Annotated in this window: 20 protein-coding genes and 2 tRNA genes; 11 read left to right on the top strand and 11 right to left on the bottom strand. The window is 74.0% G+C overall.

Annotated elements, in window-relative coordinates:
• Positions 1-39 precede the first annotated feature (39 nt).
• Complete coding sequence (locus O2V61_RS05705; protein ID WP_269182348.1) at positions 40-216, bottom strand: hypothetical protein; 177 nt, start codon at positions 214-216, stop codon at positions 40-42.
• A 98-nt stretch (positions 217-314) separates the two neighbouring features.
• Between O2V61_RS05705 and O2V61_RS05700 the strand changes: the two genes are divergently transcribed.
• The gene (locus tag O2V61_RS05700) at positions 315-845 is read left to right on the top strand and encodes a ferritin (protein WP_269182347.1); all 531 of its coding nucleotides are present in this window, start codon (positions 315-317) and stop codon (positions 843-845) included.
• Between the two features lie 52 nt (positions 846-897).
• Here O2V61_RS05700 and O2V61_RS05695 read toward each other — a convergent pair whose 3' ends face one another.
• Positions 898-2,499, bottom strand: coding sequence for a carboxyl transferase domain-containing protein (locus O2V61_RS05695; protein WP_269182346.1), 1,602 nt, complete (start codon positions 2,497-2,499; stop codon positions 898-900).
• Positions 2,500-2,562: 63 nt separating this feature from the next.
• On the opposite strand from O2V61_RS05695, the gene O2V61_RS05690 reads away from it, so the two are divergent.
• Positions 2,563-3,159 (top strand): SACE_7040 family transcriptional regulator, encoded by a 597-nt coding sequence (locus O2V61_RS05690; protein WP_269182345.1) that lies wholly within the window; start codon positions 2,563-2,565, stop codon positions 3,157-3,159.
• Between the two features lie 10 nt (positions 3,160-3,169).
• On the opposite strand, the gene O2V61_RS05685 is transcribed toward O2V61_RS05690, so the two are convergent.
• A complete protein-coding gene (locus O2V61_RS05685) occupies positions 3,170-4,930 on the bottom strand; it encodes a hypothetical protein (RefSeq protein WP_269182344.1) in 1,761 nt (586 codons plus the stop codon).
• Positions 4,931-5,048: 118 nt separating this feature from the next.
• Entirely contained in the window at positions 5,049-6,272 is a 1,224-nt protein-coding gene (locus O2V61_RS05680) for a hypothetical protein (RefSeq protein WP_269182343.1), read from the bottom strand.
• 139 nt (positions 6,273-6,411) lie between these two features.
• Between O2V61_RS05680 and orn the strand changes: the two genes are divergently transcribed.
• Together orn and O2V61_RS05670 are read left to right on the top strand one after the other, a co-directional pair.
• Positions 6,412-7,092 carry an oligoribonuclease gene (gene orn / locus O2V61_RS05675; protein WP_269182342.1) on the top strand — a complete coding sequence of 227 codons (681 nt, stop codon included), beginning with the start codon at positions 6,412-6,414 and terminating at the stop codon, positions 7,090-7,092.
• A 62-nt stretch (positions 7,093-7,154) separates the two neighbouring features.
• Positions 7,155-7,230, top strand: a tRNA-His gene (locus tag O2V61_RS05670).
• Positions 7,231-7,372: 142 nt separating this feature from the next.
• Here O2V61_RS05670 and O2V61_RS05665 read toward each other — a convergent pair.
• On the bottom strand, positions 7,373-8,032 hold the full coding sequence (locus tag O2V61_RS05665; protein WP_269182341.1) for a TVP38/TMEM64 family protein: 660 nt from the start codon (positions 8,030-8,032) through the stop codon (positions 7,373-7,375).
• A 226-nt stretch (positions 8,033-8,258) separates the two neighbouring features.
• Between O2V61_RS05665 and O2V61_RS05660 the strand changes: the two genes are divergently transcribed.
• The 5 genes from O2V61_RS05660 (at position 8,259) to O2V61_RS05640 (ending at position 13,349) form a co-directional block, all read left to right on the top strand.
• Positions 8,259-9,389 (top strand): sensor histidine kinase, encoded by a 1,131-nt coding sequence (locus O2V61_RS05660; protein WP_269182340.1) that lies wholly within the window; start codon positions 8,259-8,261, stop codon positions 9,387-9,389.
• Positions 9,386-10,057: a response regulator gene (locus tag O2V61_RS05655; protein ID WP_269182339.1), complete on the top strand. Its 672-nt coding sequence runs from the start codon at positions 9,386-9,388 to the stop codon at positions 10,055-10,057. Before O2V61_RS05660 ends, O2V61_RS05655 begins: the two co-directional genes overlap by 4 nt.
• Positions 10,058-10,145: 88 nt before the next feature.
• Positions 10,146-10,841 carry a DUF2306 domain-containing protein gene (locus tag O2V61_RS05650; RefSeq protein WP_269182338.1) on the top strand — a complete coding sequence of 232 codons (696 nt, stop codon included), beginning with the start codon at positions 10,146-10,148 and terminating at the stop codon, positions 10,839-10,841.
• A gap of 163 nt (positions 10,842-11,004) precedes the next feature.
• A complete protein-coding gene (locus O2V61_RS05645; RefSeq protein WP_269182337.1) occupies positions 11,005-12,861 on the top strand; it encodes a SpoIIE family protein phosphatase in 1,857 nt (618 codons plus the stop codon).
• Positions 12,858-13,349, top strand: coding sequence for an ATP-binding protein (locus O2V61_RS05640; RefSeq protein ID WP_269182336.1), 492 nt, complete (start codon positions 12,858-12,860; stop codon positions 13,347-13,349). Before O2V61_RS05645 ends, O2V61_RS05640 begins: the two co-directional genes overlap by 4 nt.
• 58 nt (positions 13,350-13,407) lie before the next feature.
• Here O2V61_RS05640 and O2V61_RS05635 read toward each other — a convergent pair whose 3' ends face one another.
• From O2V61_RS05635 to O2V61_RS05620, 4 genes are read right to left on the bottom strand one after another with little or no spacing between them, the layout of a single operon-like run.
• Positions 13,408-14,073: a cation diffusion facilitator family transporter gene (locus tag O2V61_RS05635; protein WP_269182335.1), complete on the bottom strand. Its 666-nt coding sequence runs from the start codon at positions 14,071-14,073 to the stop codon at positions 13,408-13,410.
• On the bottom strand, positions 14,070-14,465 hold the full coding sequence (locus O2V61_RS05630) for an ArsR/SmtB family transcription factor (RefSeq protein ID WP_269182993.1): 396 nt from the start codon (positions 14,463-14,465) through the stop codon (positions 14,070-14,072). The genes O2V61_RS05635 and O2V61_RS05630 overlap by 4 nt, the downstream gene beginning before the upstream one ends.
• A 32-nt stretch (positions 14,466-14,497) precedes the next feature.
• Positions 14,498-14,818, bottom strand: coding sequence for a DMT family transporter (locus tag O2V61_RS05625; RefSeq protein WP_269182334.1), 321 nt, complete (start codon positions 14,816-14,818; stop codon positions 14,498-14,500).
• A complete protein-coding gene (locus tag O2V61_RS05620) occupies positions 14,815-15,171 on the bottom strand; it encodes a DMT family transporter (protein ID WP_269182333.1) in 357 nt (118 codons plus the stop codon). Before O2V61_RS05620 ends, O2V61_RS05625 begins: the two co-directional genes overlap by 4 nt.
• 135 nt (positions 15,172-15,306) lie before the next feature.
• Between O2V61_RS05620 and O2V61_RS05615 the strand changes: the two genes are divergently transcribed.
• The gene (locus O2V61_RS05615; RefSeq protein ID WP_269182332.1) at positions 15,307-15,849 is read left to right on the top strand and encodes a DUF1353 domain-containing protein; all 543 of its coding nucleotides are present in this window, start codon (positions 15,307-15,309) and stop codon (positions 15,847-15,849) included.
• Between the two features lie 11 nt (positions 15,850-15,860).
• Here O2V61_RS05615 and O2V61_RS05610 read toward each other — a convergent pair whose 3' ends face one another.
• Positions 15,861-17,063: a L,D-transpeptidase gene (locus O2V61_RS05610; protein ID WP_269182331.1), complete on the bottom strand. Its 1,203-nt coding sequence runs from the start codon at positions 17,061-17,063 to the stop codon at positions 15,861-15,863.
• Positions 17,064-17,263: 200 nt separating this feature from the next.
• Between O2V61_RS05610 and O2V61_RS05605 the strand changes: the two genes are divergently transcribed.
• Positions 17,264-17,339: transfer RNA gene (locus O2V61_RS05605), tRNA-Lys, on the top strand.
• A 317-nt stretch (positions 17,340-17,656) separates the two neighbouring features.
• Here the strand turns inward: O2V61_RS05605 and O2V61_RS05600 are convergent.
• Positions 17,657-18,310, bottom strand: a complete 654-nt coding sequence (locus O2V61_RS05600; protein ID WP_442929171.1) for an ANTAR domain-containing protein — start codon at positions 18,308-18,310, stop codon at positions 17,657-17,659.
• Positions 18,311-18,467: the final 157 nt, after the last annotated feature.

Raw genomic sequence — 18,467 nt, 5'->3', positions numbered from 1 at the left:
CCACGAGGGCAGAAATGGCCATTTCTGCCCGGAGAGGGGTCAGGCCGCCTTGCGGGTGCCCTTCGAGAGGTCGGCGCCGACCTTGACCAGCCGGCGCTTCTTGACCGTGTAGCCAGGCGGGAGGGTGCCCTCGGCGAGCGCACGCAGCGGGCACCGGCCACACCGTGGCTTGTCGACGCAGCACTTCTTCTTGGGCATCTTCGCCGGCTTCCCCACGCGGTGAGGTTAGCCAGGCCTTCCCGACCCGTCCACGGGTGCGGCGTGTCGCCCGATACCGTTCCAGCGACGTCACCTTGCGACCTACAGGAGTCCCGATGGCCGCCGATGCCTTCATCGACCTGCTCAACGCCCAGATCGGCCACGAGTTCGCCGCCCACCAGCAGTACGTGGCCTGCGCCATCTACTTCGACGAGCTGACCATGCCGCAGACCGCGCAGCTCTTCTTCGACCAGGCCGGCGAGGAGCGCGACCACGCGATGATGATGGTGCGCTACCTGCTCGACGCGGACGCCCCGGTGAAGATCCCCGGCATCGCCGCCCCGATCACCGAGTTCGCCGACGTCGTCGCGCCGGTCGCCCTCGCCCTGGCGCAGGAGAAGCGGGTCACCGAGCAGATCAACCAGCTCACCGCGGTCGCCCGGCAGCACAACGACTTCGCCTCCGACCAGTTCATGCAGTGGTTCATCAAGGAGCAGGTCGAGGAGGTCAGCAAGATGAGCGACCTGCTCGCCGTCGTCCGTCGCTCGGCCCACGACGTGGAGCAGATCGAGGACTACGTGCTCCGCGAGACCAAGCCCGAGGGCGCCGACCCGACGGCCCCCGCCATCGCCGGCGCCGCCGGCTGACCCCGCTCCCGTCCCACCACAATGGCCATTTTGGTGGGACGGAGTTGACCGCTCACATGCGGAAGACGCCATAGCCGACCTCCTCGAGGGGGGCGTTGGCGCACGCGGAGAGCGCGAGCCCGAGCACGGTGCGGGTCTGGGCGGGGTCGATCACGCCGTCGTCCCAGAGCCGGGCCGTGGCGTGGTACGGGTGGCCCTGCTCCTCGTACCGGGCGCGGATCGGCGCCTTGAACGCCTCCTCGTCCGCCGCACTCCAGTCGTCCCCGAGCCGGTCGCGGCGCACCTGCGCCAGCACGCTGGCCGCCTGTTCCCCGCCCATCACCGAGATGCGGGCGTTGGGCCAGGTGAACAAGAACCGCGGCGAGTACGCCCGGCCGCACATCGAGTAGTTGCCGGCGCCGAACGAGCCGCCGATGACGACGGTCAGCTTGGGCACCCGCGCGCAGGCCACGGCGGTGACCATCTTCGCGCCGTGCTTGGCGATGCCGCCGGCCTCGTAGTCGCGGCCGACCATGAAGCCGGAGATGTTCTGCAGGAACAGCAGCGGGGTCTTCCGCCGGTCGCAGAGCTCGATGAAGTGCGCCCCCTTGAGCGCCGACTCGGCGAACAGCACGCCGTTGTTGGCGATGATCCCCACCGGGTGCCCGTGCAGCCGGGCGAAGCCGGTGACCAGGGTCGACCCGTACAGCGGCTTGAATTCGGCGAACCGGCTGCCGTCGACCAGCCGGGCGATCACCTCGCGGACGTCGTAGGGCGTGCGGGTGTCGACCGGGACGACGTCGTAGAGGGACTCCGCCGGGTGGACGGGCTCCTCGACCGGTTCGACGTCCCAGGGCCGGGGCTCGCGCGGGCCCAGGGTGCCGATGATCTGCCGGACGATCTGCAGCGCGTGCGCGTCGTCCTCGGCGAGGTGGTCGGTGACGCCGCTGACCCGGGAGTGCAGGTCGCCGCCGCCGAGGTCCTCGGCGCTGACCTCCTCCCCCGTCGCGGCCTTCACCAGCGGCGGGCCGCCCAGGAAGATCGTGCCCTGGCCGCGGACGATGACCGCCTCGTCGCTCATCGCCGGCACGTAGGCACCGCCGGCGGTGCACGAGCCGAGGACGGCGGCGATCTGCGGGATCCCCGCCTTGGACAGGTTCGCCTGGTTGAAGAAGATCCGGCCGAAGTGCTCGCGGTCGGGGAAGACCTCGTCCTGCAGGGGCAGGAAGGCCCCGCCGGAGTCGACCAGGTAGACGCAGGGCAGCCGGTTCTCCTTCGCCACCTCCTGCGCCCGCAGGTGCTTCTTCACCGTCATCGGGTAGTAGGTGCCGCCCTTGACGGTGGCGTCGTTGGCGACGACGACGACCTCGCGCCCGGCCACCCGGCCGACCCCTGTGATGATCCCGGCGGCCGGCGCCTCGTCGTCGTACAAGCCGTGCGCGGCCAGCGGCGACAGCTCCAGGAACGGGCTCCCCGGGTCCAGCAGCGCGTCGACGCGCTCGCGGGGCAGCAGCTTGCCGCGGTCGGTGTGCCGTTGCCGGGCCCGCTCGCCCCCGCCGAGCGCCACCCGGGCCAGCTGGGCGGCCAGCGCGGCGGCCAGGCCGGCGTGGTGCGCGGCGTTGGCGGCCGCCGCCGGGTCGGCCGACGGGGCACTGGGCAGCACCGGTGCGTCCACGGGAGTGAGGTTAACCACGGTTCACAGTTCCGGTCCAGGGTGAACGGCCATTAACCTCACGCCGTGACGTCCCAGCAGGACAGCGCCCTGCACAGCGACGCGGCGAACCCGTCCCGCCGGGAGCAGATCCTGCGCGCGGCCGCCCAGCTGTTCGCCGAGCGCGGCTCGCGCTCGGTCGGCGTCGACGACGTCGGTGCCGCCGTCGGCGTGACCGGCCCGGCGATCTACCGGCACTTCGCCAGCAAGGACGCCATGCTGGCGGAGATGCTGCTGCGGATCAGTGAGCGACTGCTGGCCGGCGGCACCGAGCGGATCGCGGCAGCCGGCGCCTCACCGGTCGACCAGCTGCGCGCCCTGGTCGAGTTCCAGGTCGACTTCGCCCTGGACAACCCCGCGCTGATCACGGTGCAGGACCGGGACCTGGGCGCGCTGACCGACCGGGACGCCCGCCAGGTGCGACAGCTGCAGCGGCGCTACGTCGAGGAGTGGGTCGCCGTGCTCGCCCGGGTCCACCCCGCGGCCTCGACCGCGGCCTGCCGGGCCCGGGCGCACGCGCTGTTCGGGCTGATCAACTCCACGCCGCACAGCGCGGGCCGGGTCACCCGCCCGGCGATGGCCGGGCTGCTGGCCGGCATGGCCATGGCCGCCGCCATCAGCTGACGGCGCTGCCTCAGTTGGTGACGCCCTCGCCGGGGAGCGAGAGCCCGGCGCTGGCCAGGGCGTCCAGGCCCGAGGTGGCGCCCGCCTGGGCCCCGGCCCACGAGGTCTCCACGATGGTGACCGTGGCGCCCTGCTGGCTGCTGGCGTACTGGGCGCTGGACAGCCGCTCGGGTGCCCCGTCGTACCGCACCCCCTCGCGCAGCAGGTCGCTGACGTTGCCGCTGCCGTCGGTGTCGGCCAGCGACCGGAGCGCCTGGGCGCTGGCCGGGTCGGGCATGGTCACCCGGGCCACGGAGACGACCACGGGCAGGCCGTCGACCTCTGCCGACCACAGCGCCCGGTCCAGGTCGGTGCAGTCGCCGTTGGCGAAGAACCCGGCGACGGCGTCGTAGGCGTGCCCGTTGCAGGTCCCGTGCTCCTCGGCCGCCTGCAGCGTGAACGTGGTGCCGTTGACGACCGCGGTGGAGCCGAGGACGGGGCCCGGGGGCGCCGACGTGGTGGGCGCAGCGCCGGCGGTCGCACCCGCGGTCGTCGTCCCCGCATCGCCGTCGTCGTCGGTGAGCGCCAGGACACCGACGACGGTGAGCAGCGCCACCACCGCCAGCGCCGCCGCGACGAGCAGGAGCTGGCGGCGGCGGGACGAGCTGCCCCCGGCGGTCGACGCGGTGCTGCCCGACGCCGGGTGGAGGGGGCCGGCCTGCGGACGGGGACGGAGCTCCGGTGGCAGCTCGCGCGGCCGCTGTTCAGCAGGTCCCGCGCCGGCCTCGGGGGTGCCGAAGAGCCCGCCCAGGCCGCCGGTGTCCTCGGCTGGGCGGCCGCCCGGCTCGTGGACCAGGGCCATGGTGTCGCCGGGGCGGGCCGGTGACCGGGGTGCGTCGGGGACCGGTGCCGCCTCCGCGGCGGGGACGGCGGCGGAGGCGGACGCGTCGTCCCTCCGCTCGGCGGCCTCCTGCGCATGCACCGCGGCGGCGGCGATCCGGGCAGCGGCCGCCGGGTCGACCAGCGGCCCACCCTCGCCGCCGGCGCGCCTGGACTGCGGCGCGGGTGCCGGTGCCGCGGCGGTGGTCCGGCGGGGTGCTGCGTTGAGCGCGGCAGGGGTCAGCAGGTCCGGGCGGCGCAGCACGTAGGGCGAGTAGGGGAAGCCCTCGCCGTTGAGCTCCTCGACCGTGGGGATCCGGCCCGCCATGCCGAGGGCCTCGATGCCGGCCCGGACGTCGGCCGTCGTCCACAGTCGTGGGTTGTCCGTACCCGCGTGCCGGGCCGCGCGGGCCACGCCGAACTGCAGCGAGCCGGGCTCCAGGAGGGCGACCTGGTCACCCTCGCCCAGGTCGCCGTCGGCCGGCAGCAGCCCGGTCACCGACCCGGTGAGCACGGTCAGCCGGGCGATCCGCCCGGGCTCGATCCCGGCCTTGCGCAGGGTCACCGCGGCGTGCATCCCCGACCGCATCAGACCGTCGAGCGGGTTGGACCCCCCACCGGCCAGCTGGAGCACCTCACCGGGCCCGTCGCCGGGCCCGATCGTCCAGGCGCCCTCGGGGGCGGCGGTGACGACACCGGACTGGCGCTCCACCTCGACGACCCGGACGACGGCGACGCCCTCGGGCACGAAGAGCACCGCGTCGGACTGCCGGCGCTGCATCGGGCCCTCGGTGACCGGGAGCGAGGCCATGACGGCCCCCCGGACGCCGCTGCCGGTGTCCCAGCCCGCGAGTTCGGCGAAGAACGCACGCTCGGCCGCTGTCTGCAGCGGCGTCGGCGTGAGGATCAGCACGGACTCTCCAGGGGCAGGCAGCGTGGGGGCGGCAGGACGGGAGCGACCGCGGTGGGCGCCGCGGCGACTGGGCGGCGGACCGGTTCGACGTTACGTCATCGCCGGGCCCGTTCCGGGCTCAGCGCGAGGACGCGCCGCCCGCCGTTGCGCCGACCGGCGTGTCCCCGACCGCCGGACCACCCAGCTCCACCGGCGCCTGCCACCGGGCGAACCGGCGGCTCCGGGTGACCAGGTCCAGCCCACCCCACAGCACGGCCAGGCCGACCGCCACCATCGGCAGCGCCGACCAGTCCCACGGCGGGATCACGTCGAGCGCGGACTGGACGAAGGCCCCGACGGCCGCTCCTCCGGCGACGGCCAGGCCGGCCAGCCAGCCCGGCACCCGGGCGAGCACGGCCAGGTCGACGAGGACCGCACCGGCGAGCAGCATCAGCGGCAGGACCGAGGGCGGGAAGCCGGTGGCGTCCAGCAGCAGCCCGGTCACCGCCCGGTAGACGAGGTAGGCCCCGGCCAGGACGGTCGCCGTCCAGCGCAGGCCGACGGCCCGGCGGGCCATCACCAGGGCGAGCAGCCCGGCGCAGACCAGCCAGGCGGGATGCACCCAGGCAGGGACGGGCAGCATGAACTGGACGGGCGTCTGCCCCTGCGCGGCGGCGAAGTCCAGCAGCTGCGGTTCGGCGGTGGTCCGGCCGGCCCGGTAGGCGGCCAGGGACAGCACGCCGTGCTCCTGGTGCTGGTTGGGGAACATCACGTTCTCCAGGAAGAACAGCCACAGCCCCAGCGACACCAGGTCGCGCAGCCGGCCGGGCGCTGCGTAGAGCCACCAGCCCCGGATGGCGCCGGCGAGCATGATCGCCGTCCCCAGGTAGAGCAGCGCGTGACTGGGGCTCCAGCTGGTGATGTCCAGCCCGTTGACGCGGTGGTTGACGACGTCGATCGGGATGGCGACCAGGAAGGTGCCGATGCCGGCCTGCATGAGCCGCAGCGCACGCCGGTCGACGCCGCGGCCGCTGTAGCTGTGGAAGACCACGAGGGCGACGACGAGGGCGGTGCCGGCCGAGTTGAGCAGGTGCGGCGGGGCCAGGTCGTCGCGCAGCCACTTGAAGTGCCAGGAGACGTCCCAGGAGGAGCCGAGCATCTTCAGCGCGAAGGCACCCAGCCAGGTCAGGTAGATCCAGCGCAGCTCGTCCGGGCTGGTGGGCCGGCCGGGACGGCCCGGGGTCATGTGGTCCTGCCAGAGCCAGCGGAGGAGCGCGACCGGGTGCCGGAACGCGTCGCCCGGGGAGGCCGGTGCGGGCACCGACGGCCGGGACGGCGACGTGCGGGAGGTGCTGGAGGACACGAGCGGCTCCGCGAGGTCGGTGCAGGAGCCCGGACTGTAGCCACGCGAGAGGCCCGGAAGGCCCGTCCCCACAGCGGGCCGCGAGCCCTGGGGCGGGTGTGGCCGGTGGGCTGCCGCAGCGGTGCGTAGGGTCGCGGCCGTGGTGGACAGCGCAGCGAACAACCTGGTCTGGATCGACTGTGAGATGACCGGGCTCGACCTGGTCGGCGACAAGCTCATCGAGGTCGCGGTGGTGGTGACCGACTCCCAGCTCAACGTGCTCGACCCCGGCCTGGACGTGATCATCCACGCCGAGGACGCCGACCTGGCCGGGATGGCCGACGTGGTCACCGAGATGCACGCCAAGTCCGGGCTCACCGAGGAGGTGCGCGCCTCGACGGTCAGCCTCGAGGAGGCCCAGGCCCTCGTGCTCGCCTACGTGAAGCGGTTCGTGCCCGAACGCCGCACCGCGCCGCTGTGCGGCAACTCGATCGGCACCGACCGTGGCTTCCTGGCGCGGGACATGCCCGAGCTCGACGACCACCTGCACTACCGGATGATCGACGTCTCCTCGATCAAGGAGCTGTCCCGGCGCTGGTTCCCCCGGGTCTACTTCGCCCAGCCGCCCAAGGGCCTGGCCCATCGGGCGCTGGCTGACATCCTGGAGTCGATCCGGGAGCTGGCCTACTACCGGCAGACCCTCTTCGTGCCGGAGCCCGGCCCCAGCAGCGACCAGGCCCAGGCGGCGGCCACCGACGTCGTGACGGCCTTCGCGCCGCTGCTGGCGGCCGGCGCCGACGACGCCGAGCCGGCCCCGACCCCGGCCTCGTCGGAGAGCTGAGCGCCTCCGGTATCGTGTGCTCGTCCACCGGGCCGGCTCTCGCCAGCCGCCCGGTGTACATGGTGGGTGTAGCTCAGCTGGTAGAGCGCCAGGTTGTGATCCTGGATGTCGCGGGTTCAAGTCCCGTCACTCACCCCACCCGAGGCCCTGGTCAGCTCGCTGACCAGGGCCTCGTCCGTTGCACCGGCCGGCTCCCGGGCCCGACCATGCCGGCCTGCGCCCGCACGTGGGCCCACCGCCGTTCACGGGCACGTTCGAGGGCATCGCGGCAGCTTCGCCCTCAGCTGCCGGCGGGTCCGGGGCCATCGGGCTCCGGCGTCCTGGTGCGGCGGCGCCGGCGGTGGGCCACGGCCGCGCCACCTGCGGTCAGGGCGACCAGGACCAGGACGGCGACCACGAACGGCCACGACCCCGGGGACGTCCCGTACGCGCCGAGGGCGACGTGGGCGACGGTGCCCGGGACGATGCCCACCGCGGTGCCGAGGACGTAGTCGCGGAGACGGACGGCGGTCAGCCCGGCCGCGTAGTTGATCGCGGTGAAGGGCAGCACCGGCACCAGCCGCACGCCCAGCACGGCCAGCAGCCCGTGCCGGCCGAGGAGCGCATCGACCCGGGCCACCCGGCCGCCGGTCATCCGTTCGACCGCCTCCCGACCGAGCGCACGACCCAGCGCGAACGCGGCGAGGGCTCCCGACAGCGCGGCCAGCAGGACGATGCCGGTGCCCTCGACGAAGCCGAAGAGCAGGCCGGCCGCCACGCTGAACACGTTCTTGGGCACCGGGGCGAGGCTGGCCACCGCATAGACGAGGACGAAGAGGACAGGAGCGGCCGGCCCCACCGCGGCGACATCGGCCCGCACCTGCTGCGCGTCCGGCACCCCGACGACGACCGCGACGACCACGGCGAGCACGACCAGGAGCACCAGCACGGTCAGCCGCACCCACGTCGACCGCCGGGCGCGCACCCCCCGGCGAGGCCAGGCTCCCGGGGGGCGCTGGCCGGCGGACACAGGGACCATCAGACACGACCTGACGCTCCGCGGAGCCGGGGGGCTCGCTCACCTGCGACCGGGGTCCGTCGTCCACCCCACCGGCGGCCCGATCAGGTCGCTGGTCTCGTACTTCCGGCTGATCACCGCACGGCCTCCGGACTCGTACGGTGAGCCGGTGCACGCGCCGCTGAGCTCGCTCTGGAACGAGCCCAGACCCCCGGACCCACCCGACCGGGCCTGGCCGGACTGGGTGCTGGTGGCCCTGGCGGCGTCCTCGGCCGTGCTCGAAGGCGTCCTGCGGCCCGACCTGCCGTTCCGCTGGCTGCAGGTCGCCGTCCTCTGCGCGCTCGTCCCGCTCCTGGCGTGGCGCCGGGCGCGGCCGCTCCTCGTCCTCGCCGTCGTCCTCGGGTGCCTCCACCTCCTCGCCGTCCTGACCGGTGACGACGAGGGCCTGTACTCCGCCGCGGTCACGCTGGTCCTGCCCTACGCCCTGCTGCGGTGGGGCTCGGGGCGTGAGGCGCTCGACGGGCTGGTGGTCCTCCTGGGGAGCGCCGCCTCCTCGGCGGTCGTGGGCTCGGCGTCGCCCGGTGACGCCCTCGGCGGCGCGGCGGTCCTGCTGTCGTCCCTCGCCCTGGGCGCGGCCGCCCGCTACCGGGCCCGGGCCCGGGCCCGCGAGCTCGACCAGGTCGCCGCGCGGGAGCGGGAGGACCTGGCCCGCGACCTGCACGACACCGTGGCGCACCACGTGTCGGCCATCGCGATCCGCGCCCAGGCCGGGCTGGCCACGTCGGCCGCGCGTCCGGATGCCGCCACCGAGGCGCTGCGGTTGATCGAGGCGGAGGCGGCGCGCACGCTCACCGAGATGCGCAGCATGGTCCGCGTGCTGCGCCACGACGAGCCCGCGACGCTGTCGCCGACCCCCGGGCTCCCGGACCTGCAGGCGCTGGCCTGGCGCGGTCCCGACGGGCCGGACGTCGCAGTGCAGGTCGTCGGCGAGGTCACCGGTGTCTCCCCGTCGGTGGCGACGGCGGTCCACCGACTGGCGCAGGAGTCGATCACCAACGCCCGGCGGCACGCCCGGTGCGCCACCAGGGTCGACGTGCGGGTGGTCGTCGACGGTGCGTGGGTGCGCCTGCGGGTCGACGACGACGGCGAGGGCGGCCCCGCCCACGCCGGCGGGACCGGCTTCGGCCTCCGTGGCATGGCCGAGCGGGTCCACCTGCTCGGCGGCACCTTCGAGGCCGGGCCGGGGCCCGAGCGCGGCTGGACGGTCGCCGCGACGCTCCCCCGCCGGGGACCGGCATGACCGTGCGGGTGGTGGTCGCGGACGACCAGGAGATCGTGCGCACCGGGCTGCGGATGATCCTCGACGCCCAGCCCGGGATCGAGGTCGTGGGCGAGGCCGCGGACGGCGAGGCGGCCGTCGAGCTGGCCCGGCGGGTGCGTCCCGACGTCTGCCTGCTCGACATCCGCATGCCCGGCACGGACGGACTGGAGGCCACCCGCCGGCTCGCCGGGCCGGACGTCGCCGACCCGGTCCCCGTCGTGGTGATCACCACCTTCGACCTGGACGAGCACGTGTACGCCGCGCTGCGTGCCGGGGCCCGGGGCTTCCTGCTCAAGGACGCCGGCCCGGACCTGCTCGCCCAGGCGGTGCACGCCGCCGCCCGGGGCGACGCCCTGATCGCGCCCAGCGTGACCGGCCGGCTGCTCGACGCCTTCGCCGGGTCCGGGCCCGCCCCGCCCCCGGCTCAGCCCCTCGACCGGCTCACCGACCGTGAGGAGGAGGTCCTCTCCGCCGTCGCGCGAGGCCGGTCGAACGACCAGATCGCCCGCGAGCTGCACATCACGCTGAGCACGGTGAAGACGCACGTCGGCAGCCTCATGGCCAAGCTCGGCGTACGGAACCGCGTGGAGATCGCCATCTGGGCCCACGAGACGCACCGCGTCCCGCCACGCGCCCCGGGCCGGTAGCCCGCCCGGGCCATCCACCGGAAGTACGACGCCGGAACCGGTCCTTCCGGCGATGACCGCGGGCCCCGCGGTCACGACGATCCGGTGCATGACGACAGCAGTCCGTACGACACCCCGCCCGCGGCGGCAGTGGCTGGTCCCCGCCGGGCTCATCGCCCTGGCCCTGGTGCCGCTCGCCGCCGGCGGCGCCCGCCTCGTCGAGCTCTCCGGCGGAGCGGCGGTCCTGCCCGAGGCGCCGCACTCCGCGGCCACGCCGACACCCCTGGTGCTGCACATCGTCAGCGCGCTCCTCTTCACCGTCGTCGGCGCCGTCCAGTTCGTCCCCGGCACCCGCGGTCCGCGGCCCCGCTGGCACCGCACGACGGGACGACTGGCGGCCCCCGCCGGCCTCGCCACCGCGCTCACCGGGCTGTGGCTGACGCTGACGATCACCGAGGCCGACGCCGGGCTGCTGACCGCCTTCCGTGCCGCGGCGGGGATCGGGATGGCCGCCGCCCTCGGGCTCGGCATCGCCGCCGTCCTGCGCCGGGACGTCCCGCGGCACCGGGCCTGGATGTTGCGCAGCTACGCCCTCGGCGTCGGCGCGGGGACGCAGGTGTTCACCGCCGCCGCCGTGTTCCTCGTCGCCGGCGAGCCGGGGCCGACCGCCGAGGCCCTGGCCATGGGCGCCGGCTGGCTGCTCAACCTGGGCGTCGCCGAGTGGCTGATCCGCCGTCGGGCGAACCGGCCGCGGCCGGTCCCGGTCGTCGGGCCCCGCGCCGCGCCGGCCGGGGAGATCCACTGACACCGACCGTCCGGGAGACGGTCGGTCGCACCGGCGGAGGGCCCTCGACCACGCCCCGCGGACCACCTCCGGGGGGTGGCCGGCCGCCCGGGGGAGGCAGATGCCTCATGATGGATCGTCCAGCCGGGCGCAGGTGCTGCACCCTTCCCGGAGACTGCGTTCGGTGGGGGGACAGATGGGTTCGGGCGCGAGTGACCGAGATCGCGTCACGGCTGAGGACTTCGCCGCGATCTTCACCGCGCTCCCCACCGCGTACCTGGTCATGGACACCGACCTGGTCATCGTGGAGGCGAATCCGGCGTACCTGACGCTGCTGGGCCGCACCCGCGAGGAGCTGATCGGCCGCTACGTCTTCGACGCGTTCCCCCCGGCCCCGGACACGCTGGACGCCGACGGCGTCAACCCGCTGCAGACCTCGTTCGAGCGCGCCCGGGACAACGGCGTCCCCGACCACATGCCGCTGTTCCGGTACCACGTGGTCGACCGGAGCACAGGGCGCCCGGTTCCGCGCGCCTGGTCGTTGATCAGTGCACCGGTCCTGGACGCGGCCGGCCAGACCCGTCTGGTGCTCCAGCGGGTGGAGGACGTCTCGGAGTACCTCGCCGAACGGGAACGGATCAGCGAAGGCAGGGAGGACGGCAGCTGGGCCCGGCTCGACGGGCTGGAGGCGGACCTGTTCGCCCGCACGCAGGAGCTGCAGGCGGCGCTGGCGGCACGGGAGGCGGCGACCAGCCGGCTGACCGCGATGGCGCAGGTGGTGCTCCGGCTGGCGAGCGCGGAGACGGTCGAGGAGGTCACCGGCTCCCTGACCGGCGCGGGCCTGGCCGCGATCGGCGCGGACAGCGGCGCGATCGCGTTGCGCGACGACGAGCACGACGTCGTCCACCTCATGCTGATGCCGTCACTGGGTGCGGGGGCGCAGCTGCGGTTCGCCTCGATCGACCTGGACAGCCGGCTGCCCGCCGCAGAGGTGGCCCGCACCGGTGAGCCCGTGTCCCACGCGGACCTGGCCGACGCCAGCGCCTGGCCGCTCGACGTGCGGCAGGCGTTGGAGGTCACCGGGCCTCGGTCCTGGACCACCGTCCCGCTGTCCTCCGCCGGCCGGTTGCTGGGGTCGCTGGCCGCCGGCCGCGCGGTGGAGCGGACCGCCTCACCCGAGGAGGTCGAGCTGGTACGTGCCTTCGCGTCCCAGTGTGCGCAGGCCCTGGACCGGCTGCAGCGACTGGCCGTCGAGCGACGCTCGGCGGAGCGCAGCCGCCAGCTCGCCGAAGAGCTCCAGCGCAGCATGCTCAGCGAGCCCGTCCTGCCCGACCACTGCCAGGTCGCGGTCCGCTACCTGCCGGCCACCGATGCCGGACAGGTGGGCGGGGACTGGTACGACGCCTTCCTGCAGGCCGACGGGGCGGTGGACCTGGTCATCGGTGACGTCGTCGGCCACGACATCACTGCCGCGGCGACCATGGGACAGCTGCGCAGCCTGCTCCGCGGGATCGCGCTCACCGGCGAGGCGGGACCGGCGCAGGTGCTCGACTCCCTGGACGCCGCGGTCGCGCAGCTCGGCCTGCACACGTACGCCACCGTCGGGTTGGGGCGGCTGGAGCAGACCGCGGAGGAGGTCACCCGCGGGGTCGCCCGGCTGTGCTGGGCCAGCGCCGGGCACCCGAGGCCGATGGTCCTGGACGCCACCGGTGCGCTGATCGACGTGCCCGAGACCTCGGGCCGCCTCATGCTGGGCGTCGACCGCGCCAGCTCCCGCAGCCAGGTCGTCGTCGAGCTCCCGCCCGGAGCCACGGTGCTGCTGTACACCGACGGCCTGGTCGAACGTCCCGGCAGCGACATCGACACCGGGGTGTGCCGACTCCACCGCCTGGCCGGTGAACTGGCGCACCTGCCGCTCGACGAGCTGTGCGACCAGCTGCTCGGGCAGCTGGTCGACGACCGCCCCGCGGACGACGTCGCGCTGGTCGCCGTCCGGCTGCACCGGGGCACCGTCCCGCGCCAGCACAGGAGGGAACCGTGAGCGGCCCCACGCAGACTCCGGCCGAGTACGCCGAGGCGCTGGCCTCCTGGCGAGAGGACAGCCCCGTCCCGGCCGGAGCGGACACCCGCCTCTCCCTGCAACTGGCTTCGCTCCGCGACCTGAGCAGGGTGCGCAGGCAGGTCACGGCGTTCCTGCTCTCGTCGCTGGACCCAGGGCCGGCCGAGGGCGTGGACGCCGCGGCCGAGGACGCCGTCGAGCGGGCCGTCCTGGTCATCGACGAACTGACGTCCAACGCGTTGCGCCACGGGTCACCACCCTCCCGCCTGCACATCGGTGACGACGAGGGCCGGTGGATCGTCATCGTCAGCGACGGTGCTCCGGAGCGACCACCGACACCGGCCAGGGAACGCCCCGCAGGGCAAGGCGGCTACGGCCTCTACGTGATCGCTGATCTCACCGCAGACCACGGGGTCCACTACGAGGCAGACTGCAAGTTCATCTGGGCCTGCCTGATCAAGCCGACCTGAGCCCGGCAGCCGCGCGTGCCCGAGGAGCCGGGGCGGAGGTCAGCCGGCGTGCATCTCGTCAGTCCTCGTCCTCGTCCTCGTCCTCGTCCTCGACGAGTTCGCCGTCCCACGCCTCCCGCCCCTCGTGGACGGCGAAGGCCGCGATGACGAACCCGGCGACCGGATCGAGCCAGGCGGCACCGGTCACGGCGTAGAGACCCAGCCCGACGAGGGTGGAGATGCTCAGCAGCACGCAGATCCGGGTCTCGGCCGCGTCCGCGAGGACCAGCGGGTCCCCGCCGAGCGCCAGGCCGACCCGGCGCTTCGCGCGGGCCAGGAGCGGCATGACCACGATGGAGGCGGCCAGCAGCACCAGCCCGACCGTGGAGGTGTCCGGCTCCTCGTCGCCGAGCAGGCTGCGGACGCCCTCGATGACCACGTACGCGGCGAGGACGAAGAAGGTGACCGCCACGGCCTTCAGCGCACGACGCTCCTTGCGCTCGTCGGTGCTGCCGTGCCGCAGCCGCGCCGACAACCGGAGCCCGACGAGGACCGCGGCGAAGGACTCGATGCCGGAGTCGACGCCGAAGCCGACCAGGGAGACCAGCCCGGCGAGCAGGCCGGCGGTGATCGCGACGGCACCCTCGGCGACGTTGTAGACCACGGTGAACTGCGCCAGGCGCAGCCCGCGGCGGGTCAGCCGTTCGGTCTCGGCGTCGGTCAGTGCGGGCGACCGGTCGGTCACGCCCGACCGCTCTCGCCGTAGGTGGGGCACAGCGCGACCGCATCGCCGGTGGCGGCGAGCAGCCCCTCGGCGGCGGCCAGCAGCGCCAGCAGCTCCGGGGCGGTCGTCAGCGACCACATCGAGGCCCGCCCCTGTGGCCGGGAGGTGACCAGCCCGCAGTCGCGCAGGCAGGACAGGTGCGCCGACACGGTGGACTGCGCCAGGCCCAGGTGTTCGGTCAGCGTCACGACCTTGTGCTCGCCGAGGGTCAGGTGCCGCACGATCGCCAGCCGGGTCGGGTCGCCCAGGCTGCGGAACATGCACGCCGCCACGGTCAACGCCGCGGCCTCGTCGACCGGAGGAGCCGGCCCACCCGCCGGCGTCAGCACGGCTGCGTCGCCCCCGTCTCCCATCGCCACGCGGCGATGATAGCGAGAGGCGACCTTCAGTGCGCTCCCAGCTCCACGAGCAGCACCCCCACCGCGATGAGCGCGATCCCGGCGCCCATCGTCCGGGTGAGCGGGTCACGGAAGAGCAGGTGCGCGATCACCGCGGTCAGGGCAACGCCGCTGGCGGCCCAGATGCCGTAGGCGACCCCGATGGCCAGCCCTTCCCGCAGCGCGAGGGTGAGGAAGGTGAAGCAGGCCAGGTAACCCAGGACGATCAGCGGGGCCCAGCGCTTGTCGCGCAAGCCCTCCGAGGCGCGCAACGACATGGTGGCAGCGACTTCACAGGCGATCGCGGCGGCGAGGAAGACCCAGGTCACCGACCCTCCCCCGGCCCCGCGAGGGCGCGCTCGGCGCGGTGCGACCCGAGCTCCACCAGCAGGACCCCGGCGACGATGACCACGAAGCCGAGGCCCATCAGCGGGGTCAGCGCCTCACCGAACAGGAAGGCGGCGGCGACGGCCGTGAGCACGACCCCACTGGCAGCCCAGATGCCGTAGGCGACGCCGATGGCCATCCCCCGGCGCAGCGTGCCGGCCAGGAGGATGAACGAGGCGACGTAGCCGACGACCACGGGCAGGTACCAGGCCGCCTGCTCGACGGCTGCCCGCAGGGACAGCGTGGCGGCGACCTCGACGAGGATGGCCCCGGCCAGCCACAGCCACCGGTTCACCGGGCCTCCCTGCCGTGCATCGCCGGACCGCCTCGCCTGCCCCACACTGCGCTCACCCGGTCACCTCATCACCCGCCTCGGCCGGGACCAGCGTGGGCGGGTGTCGGGGACGGCGAGCGGGGGGAAGCTGCGGCGGTGCCCTTCGACTCCCTCGCCCTGACCGTGCGCCGGGCCACCGACACCTCGTGGGAGGTGCTGGCGCCGCTGGTCTACCGCGGTGACCAGGACACCTTCGTCGTCCCGCCCGGCTTCCGGACCGACTTCGCCTCGGTGCCCCGCATCGTGGTGTGGCTCTTCCCACGCTCGGGTCGGTACACCCCAGCCGCCGTCCTGCACGACTGGCTGACCGACGTCGGGGTGCCCACCGGGGTGCTCTCGGCCCGGGACGCCGACGGGGTGTTCCGGCGGGTGATGCGCGAGCTCGGGGTGCCGCCGCTGCGCCGGTGGCTGATGTGGTGCGGCGTTCGCTGGGGCGCCCTGGCCGACCCGGTGCGCCGGGCGGGCTGGTGGCTCGACGCCCCGCGGGTGCTGGCCCTGTCGGTGCTGGCCACACCGATCGTCGTCCCGCCGGCGGTGGTGATCGCGGTCGCGCTGACGGTCTACCGGGCCGCGGAGTCGGTGGTCGTCGCCCTGACGGCAGGTCGGGCGGAGGAGCCGGAGCACGACGTGTGGCGCTGACCCGGCTCAGGTCAGGACAGCGCGCTGCCGGCCGTCCACTCCTCCCACGGGATGGCCCAGTCGTAGATGTCGCCGTCGGCGACGGTGAGGGTGCCGCCGATCGAGTTGACGACCTCGACGACGTCCCCGGGCTGGGAGAAGTCGTAGAACCACTTCGCGTTCTCGGTGGCCAGGTTGATGCAGCCGTGGCTCACGTTCCGCGAGCCCTGGTCGGCCAGCGACCACGGGGCGGCGTGCACGAACTCGCCGTTGTTGGAGATGCGCGTCGCGTACTGGACGTCGGTGCGGTAGCCGCCGGGTGCGTCGACGGCCAGGCCGAACGTGGAGGAGTCCATGGTGATGTCGGCGAACTTCTCCAGGACGACGTGCGCACCGTTGTGCGTCGGGTTCTCTGCGTCGCCGGCGCTCATCGGGAAGGTCTGCACGAGCTGGTCACCGTCCTGGACGGTCAGGGTGTGGGCCGCGGCGTCGGCGACGGAGACGTGCCGCTCGCCCACGCTGAAGGAGATGGTGCGGTCCTTCTCACCCCAGACGCCCTCGCCGAAGTCGACCCCGTAGAGGTCGGCCTCCAGGGTCACCTCGGTGTCGGCCGGCCAGTAGGTGGAGGGCCGGAAGTGCACCTCGTCATCGCGCACCCAGTTCCACACCCCGTCGGTGGGCGTGCTGCTGGTGACCAGCAGGTGGCGCTCCACCTCGGCCTGGTCGGCGACCGGCTCGTCGAAGAACACCCGGATCGGCATGCCGACCCCCACGGTGGTGCCGTCCAGCGGGCCGATGCCCGGGGTGGACAGCGTCTCCGGGGTCACCGTGGTGAAGGACGACGTCGTGGTCGTCTCCTCGGCGGAGGCGTTGGCGGCGGTCGCGGTCACCGTGTAGCTCGTGCCGTAGTCCAGCTCGGTCTCCGGCGTCCAGACGACGGTCGACGGGTCGGCCGGCTCGGGTTCGACGCTGCCCGCGACCTCGGCACCGGCGTCGTCGGCGACCGTGACCTCCCCCAGCTCGCCGCCGGTGACCGTGACCTGCAGCGGGGCGGTCGGTGCGACGTCGACGGCGCCGTCGGCCAGGTCCACCGACACCGACGCGGCAGCCACGGTCGGTGCCGCTGCCTCCTCGTCCGGGGAGCTCTCGGACGACGACCCCGAACAACCCGCCAGCACGGCGAGCAACGCCGCGATGAGCAGTGCCGCGATCCGTCTCGCCTGCAGAGAACCCACGAAGACCTGCCCCCACTTCCGGTGCGCGCCGACCGGGACCCTCCCGGCGGGCGTCGTGCACCGTCGCCCAGTGTCCATGCCCGAGCTGACAGTTCGTTGTCTGCCGCAACACGTGACGCGGATGACCCTGCCCCACCAGACGGTGGAGGCCGATCGGCGTGTAGAGTCCTCTCCTGTTGCCCGACCACGTCGAGCGACACGCGCCATTAGCTCAATTGGCAGAGCAGCTGACTCTTAATCAGCGGGTTCGGGGTTCGAGTCCCTGATGGCGCACCAGGATCGACCAGCGGCTCCGTCCTCCGGGACGGGGCCGCTTCGTCGTTCCCGGGCCTCCCCCGGCGGGGCACCACCAGCGCCGGTGCGCGGCGGTCGGCCGCCCTGGCGTCGCCCCTGCCGAGCGGCCACGCCGGCCCGGGGTCAGGGGGACGACGCGACCGGGAGGTGTTCGGGCCGGGCGCCGTCCGCGGATGGGCGGCTCGGTGGCCGTGGTCTCGACCACCGAACCTGGGGTCCTCTGTGTGCCGGCACGCAGACGCCCCTGCTCCGTTCTGCCCGTCCCCGGTCCGGCTCAACCGAACGACGACGGCAGTCGCTCAGCCGGCCATCGGGGCGTCGGGTCGGAACTCCCCCGTCCGGACCAACGTCTCGGCGATCTCGCGCACCTTGCGGTTGCGCCGCATGGAGACCGCCGCCATCGCCTGGAAGGCCTGGTCGGCGGTCAGCTTGTGCCGCTCCATCAGGATGCCCTTGGCCTGGTCGATCACTGCTCGGGACTCCAGGGCGACCTGCAGGTTCTCGGCCATGTGCCGGGCGCTCTGGTAGGCGTGCATGTTCGACACGGCGACGGCCGCGTACGGCGCGAACCGCTGGGCGGCGGACCGCGACTCCTCGTCGAAGCCGTGCACCTCCCGGGCGTAGATGTTCAGGGCGCCCGACATCTGGTCCTGGAGCGGCAACGGCACCGACAGCGAGCTGCCGCTGCCCCGTTCCCAGGCGACCCGGCTGTACTCGGGCCACCGTTCCTCGGTGCGCGCGTCGTGGATCTCCACCAGCTCGCCGGTCGAGGCAGCGTGCAGGCAGGGGCCGTGGCCGCGGCCGTACTGGCTCTCGTCGAGGTCCAGTGCGAGCTTGCCGGTGTAGACCGTCGTCGTCGCCCGGTCGTTGGCCAGGAGCGAGATCGAGGCCTCGATCTCACCGGGCAGCACCTGCTTGACCAGGTCGGCGACGGTCTGCAGCACCGACTCCATCGAGTGGTCACGCAGAGCCAGGCTGCCCAGGCGCTCGAGCGCCTCGGTGGCGTCCCGGGTCAGGTGTCCGTCATAGGTGGGCACGTCAGACTCCGGTCTGTAGAGCACCGGGGATGGCCCCTCGGCAAGGACCCCGCGCTGAGGCCCCGCTCGCGTG

The sequence above is a fragment of the Modestobacter sp. VKM Ac-2985 genome (assembly GCF_026967925.1).
In the GTDB taxonomy this organism is placed as follows: domain Bacteria; phylum Actinomycetota; class Actinomycetes; order Mycobacteriales; family Geodermatophilaceae; genus Modestobacter.
The sequence above is the reverse complement of the archived record's forward strand: the minus strand, read 5'-3'. Positions and strand labels throughout refer to the sequence as shown.

Coding starts and splice junctions, on each gene's coding strand:
- O2V61_RS05600 (WP_442929171.1), bottom strand. CDS start 18,310: ATGGAGTCGGTGCTGCAGACCGTCGCCGACCTGGTCAAGCAGGTGCTG.
- O2V61_RS05655 (WP_269182339.1), top strand. CDS start 9,386: ATGACCGTGCGGGTGGTGGTCGCGGACGACCAGGAGATCGTGCGCACC.
- O2V61_RS05700 (WP_269182347.1), top strand. CDS start 315: ATGGCCGCCGATGCCTTCATCGACCTGCTCAACGCCCAGATCGGCCAC.
- O2V61_RS05630 (WP_269182993.1), bottom strand. CDS start 14,465: ATGGGAGACGGGGGCGACGCAGCCGTGCTGACGCCGGCGGGTGGGCCG.
- O2V61_RS05650 (WP_269182338.1), top strand. CDS start 10,146: ATGACGACAGCAGTCCGTACGACACCCCGCCCGCGGCGGCAGTGGCTG.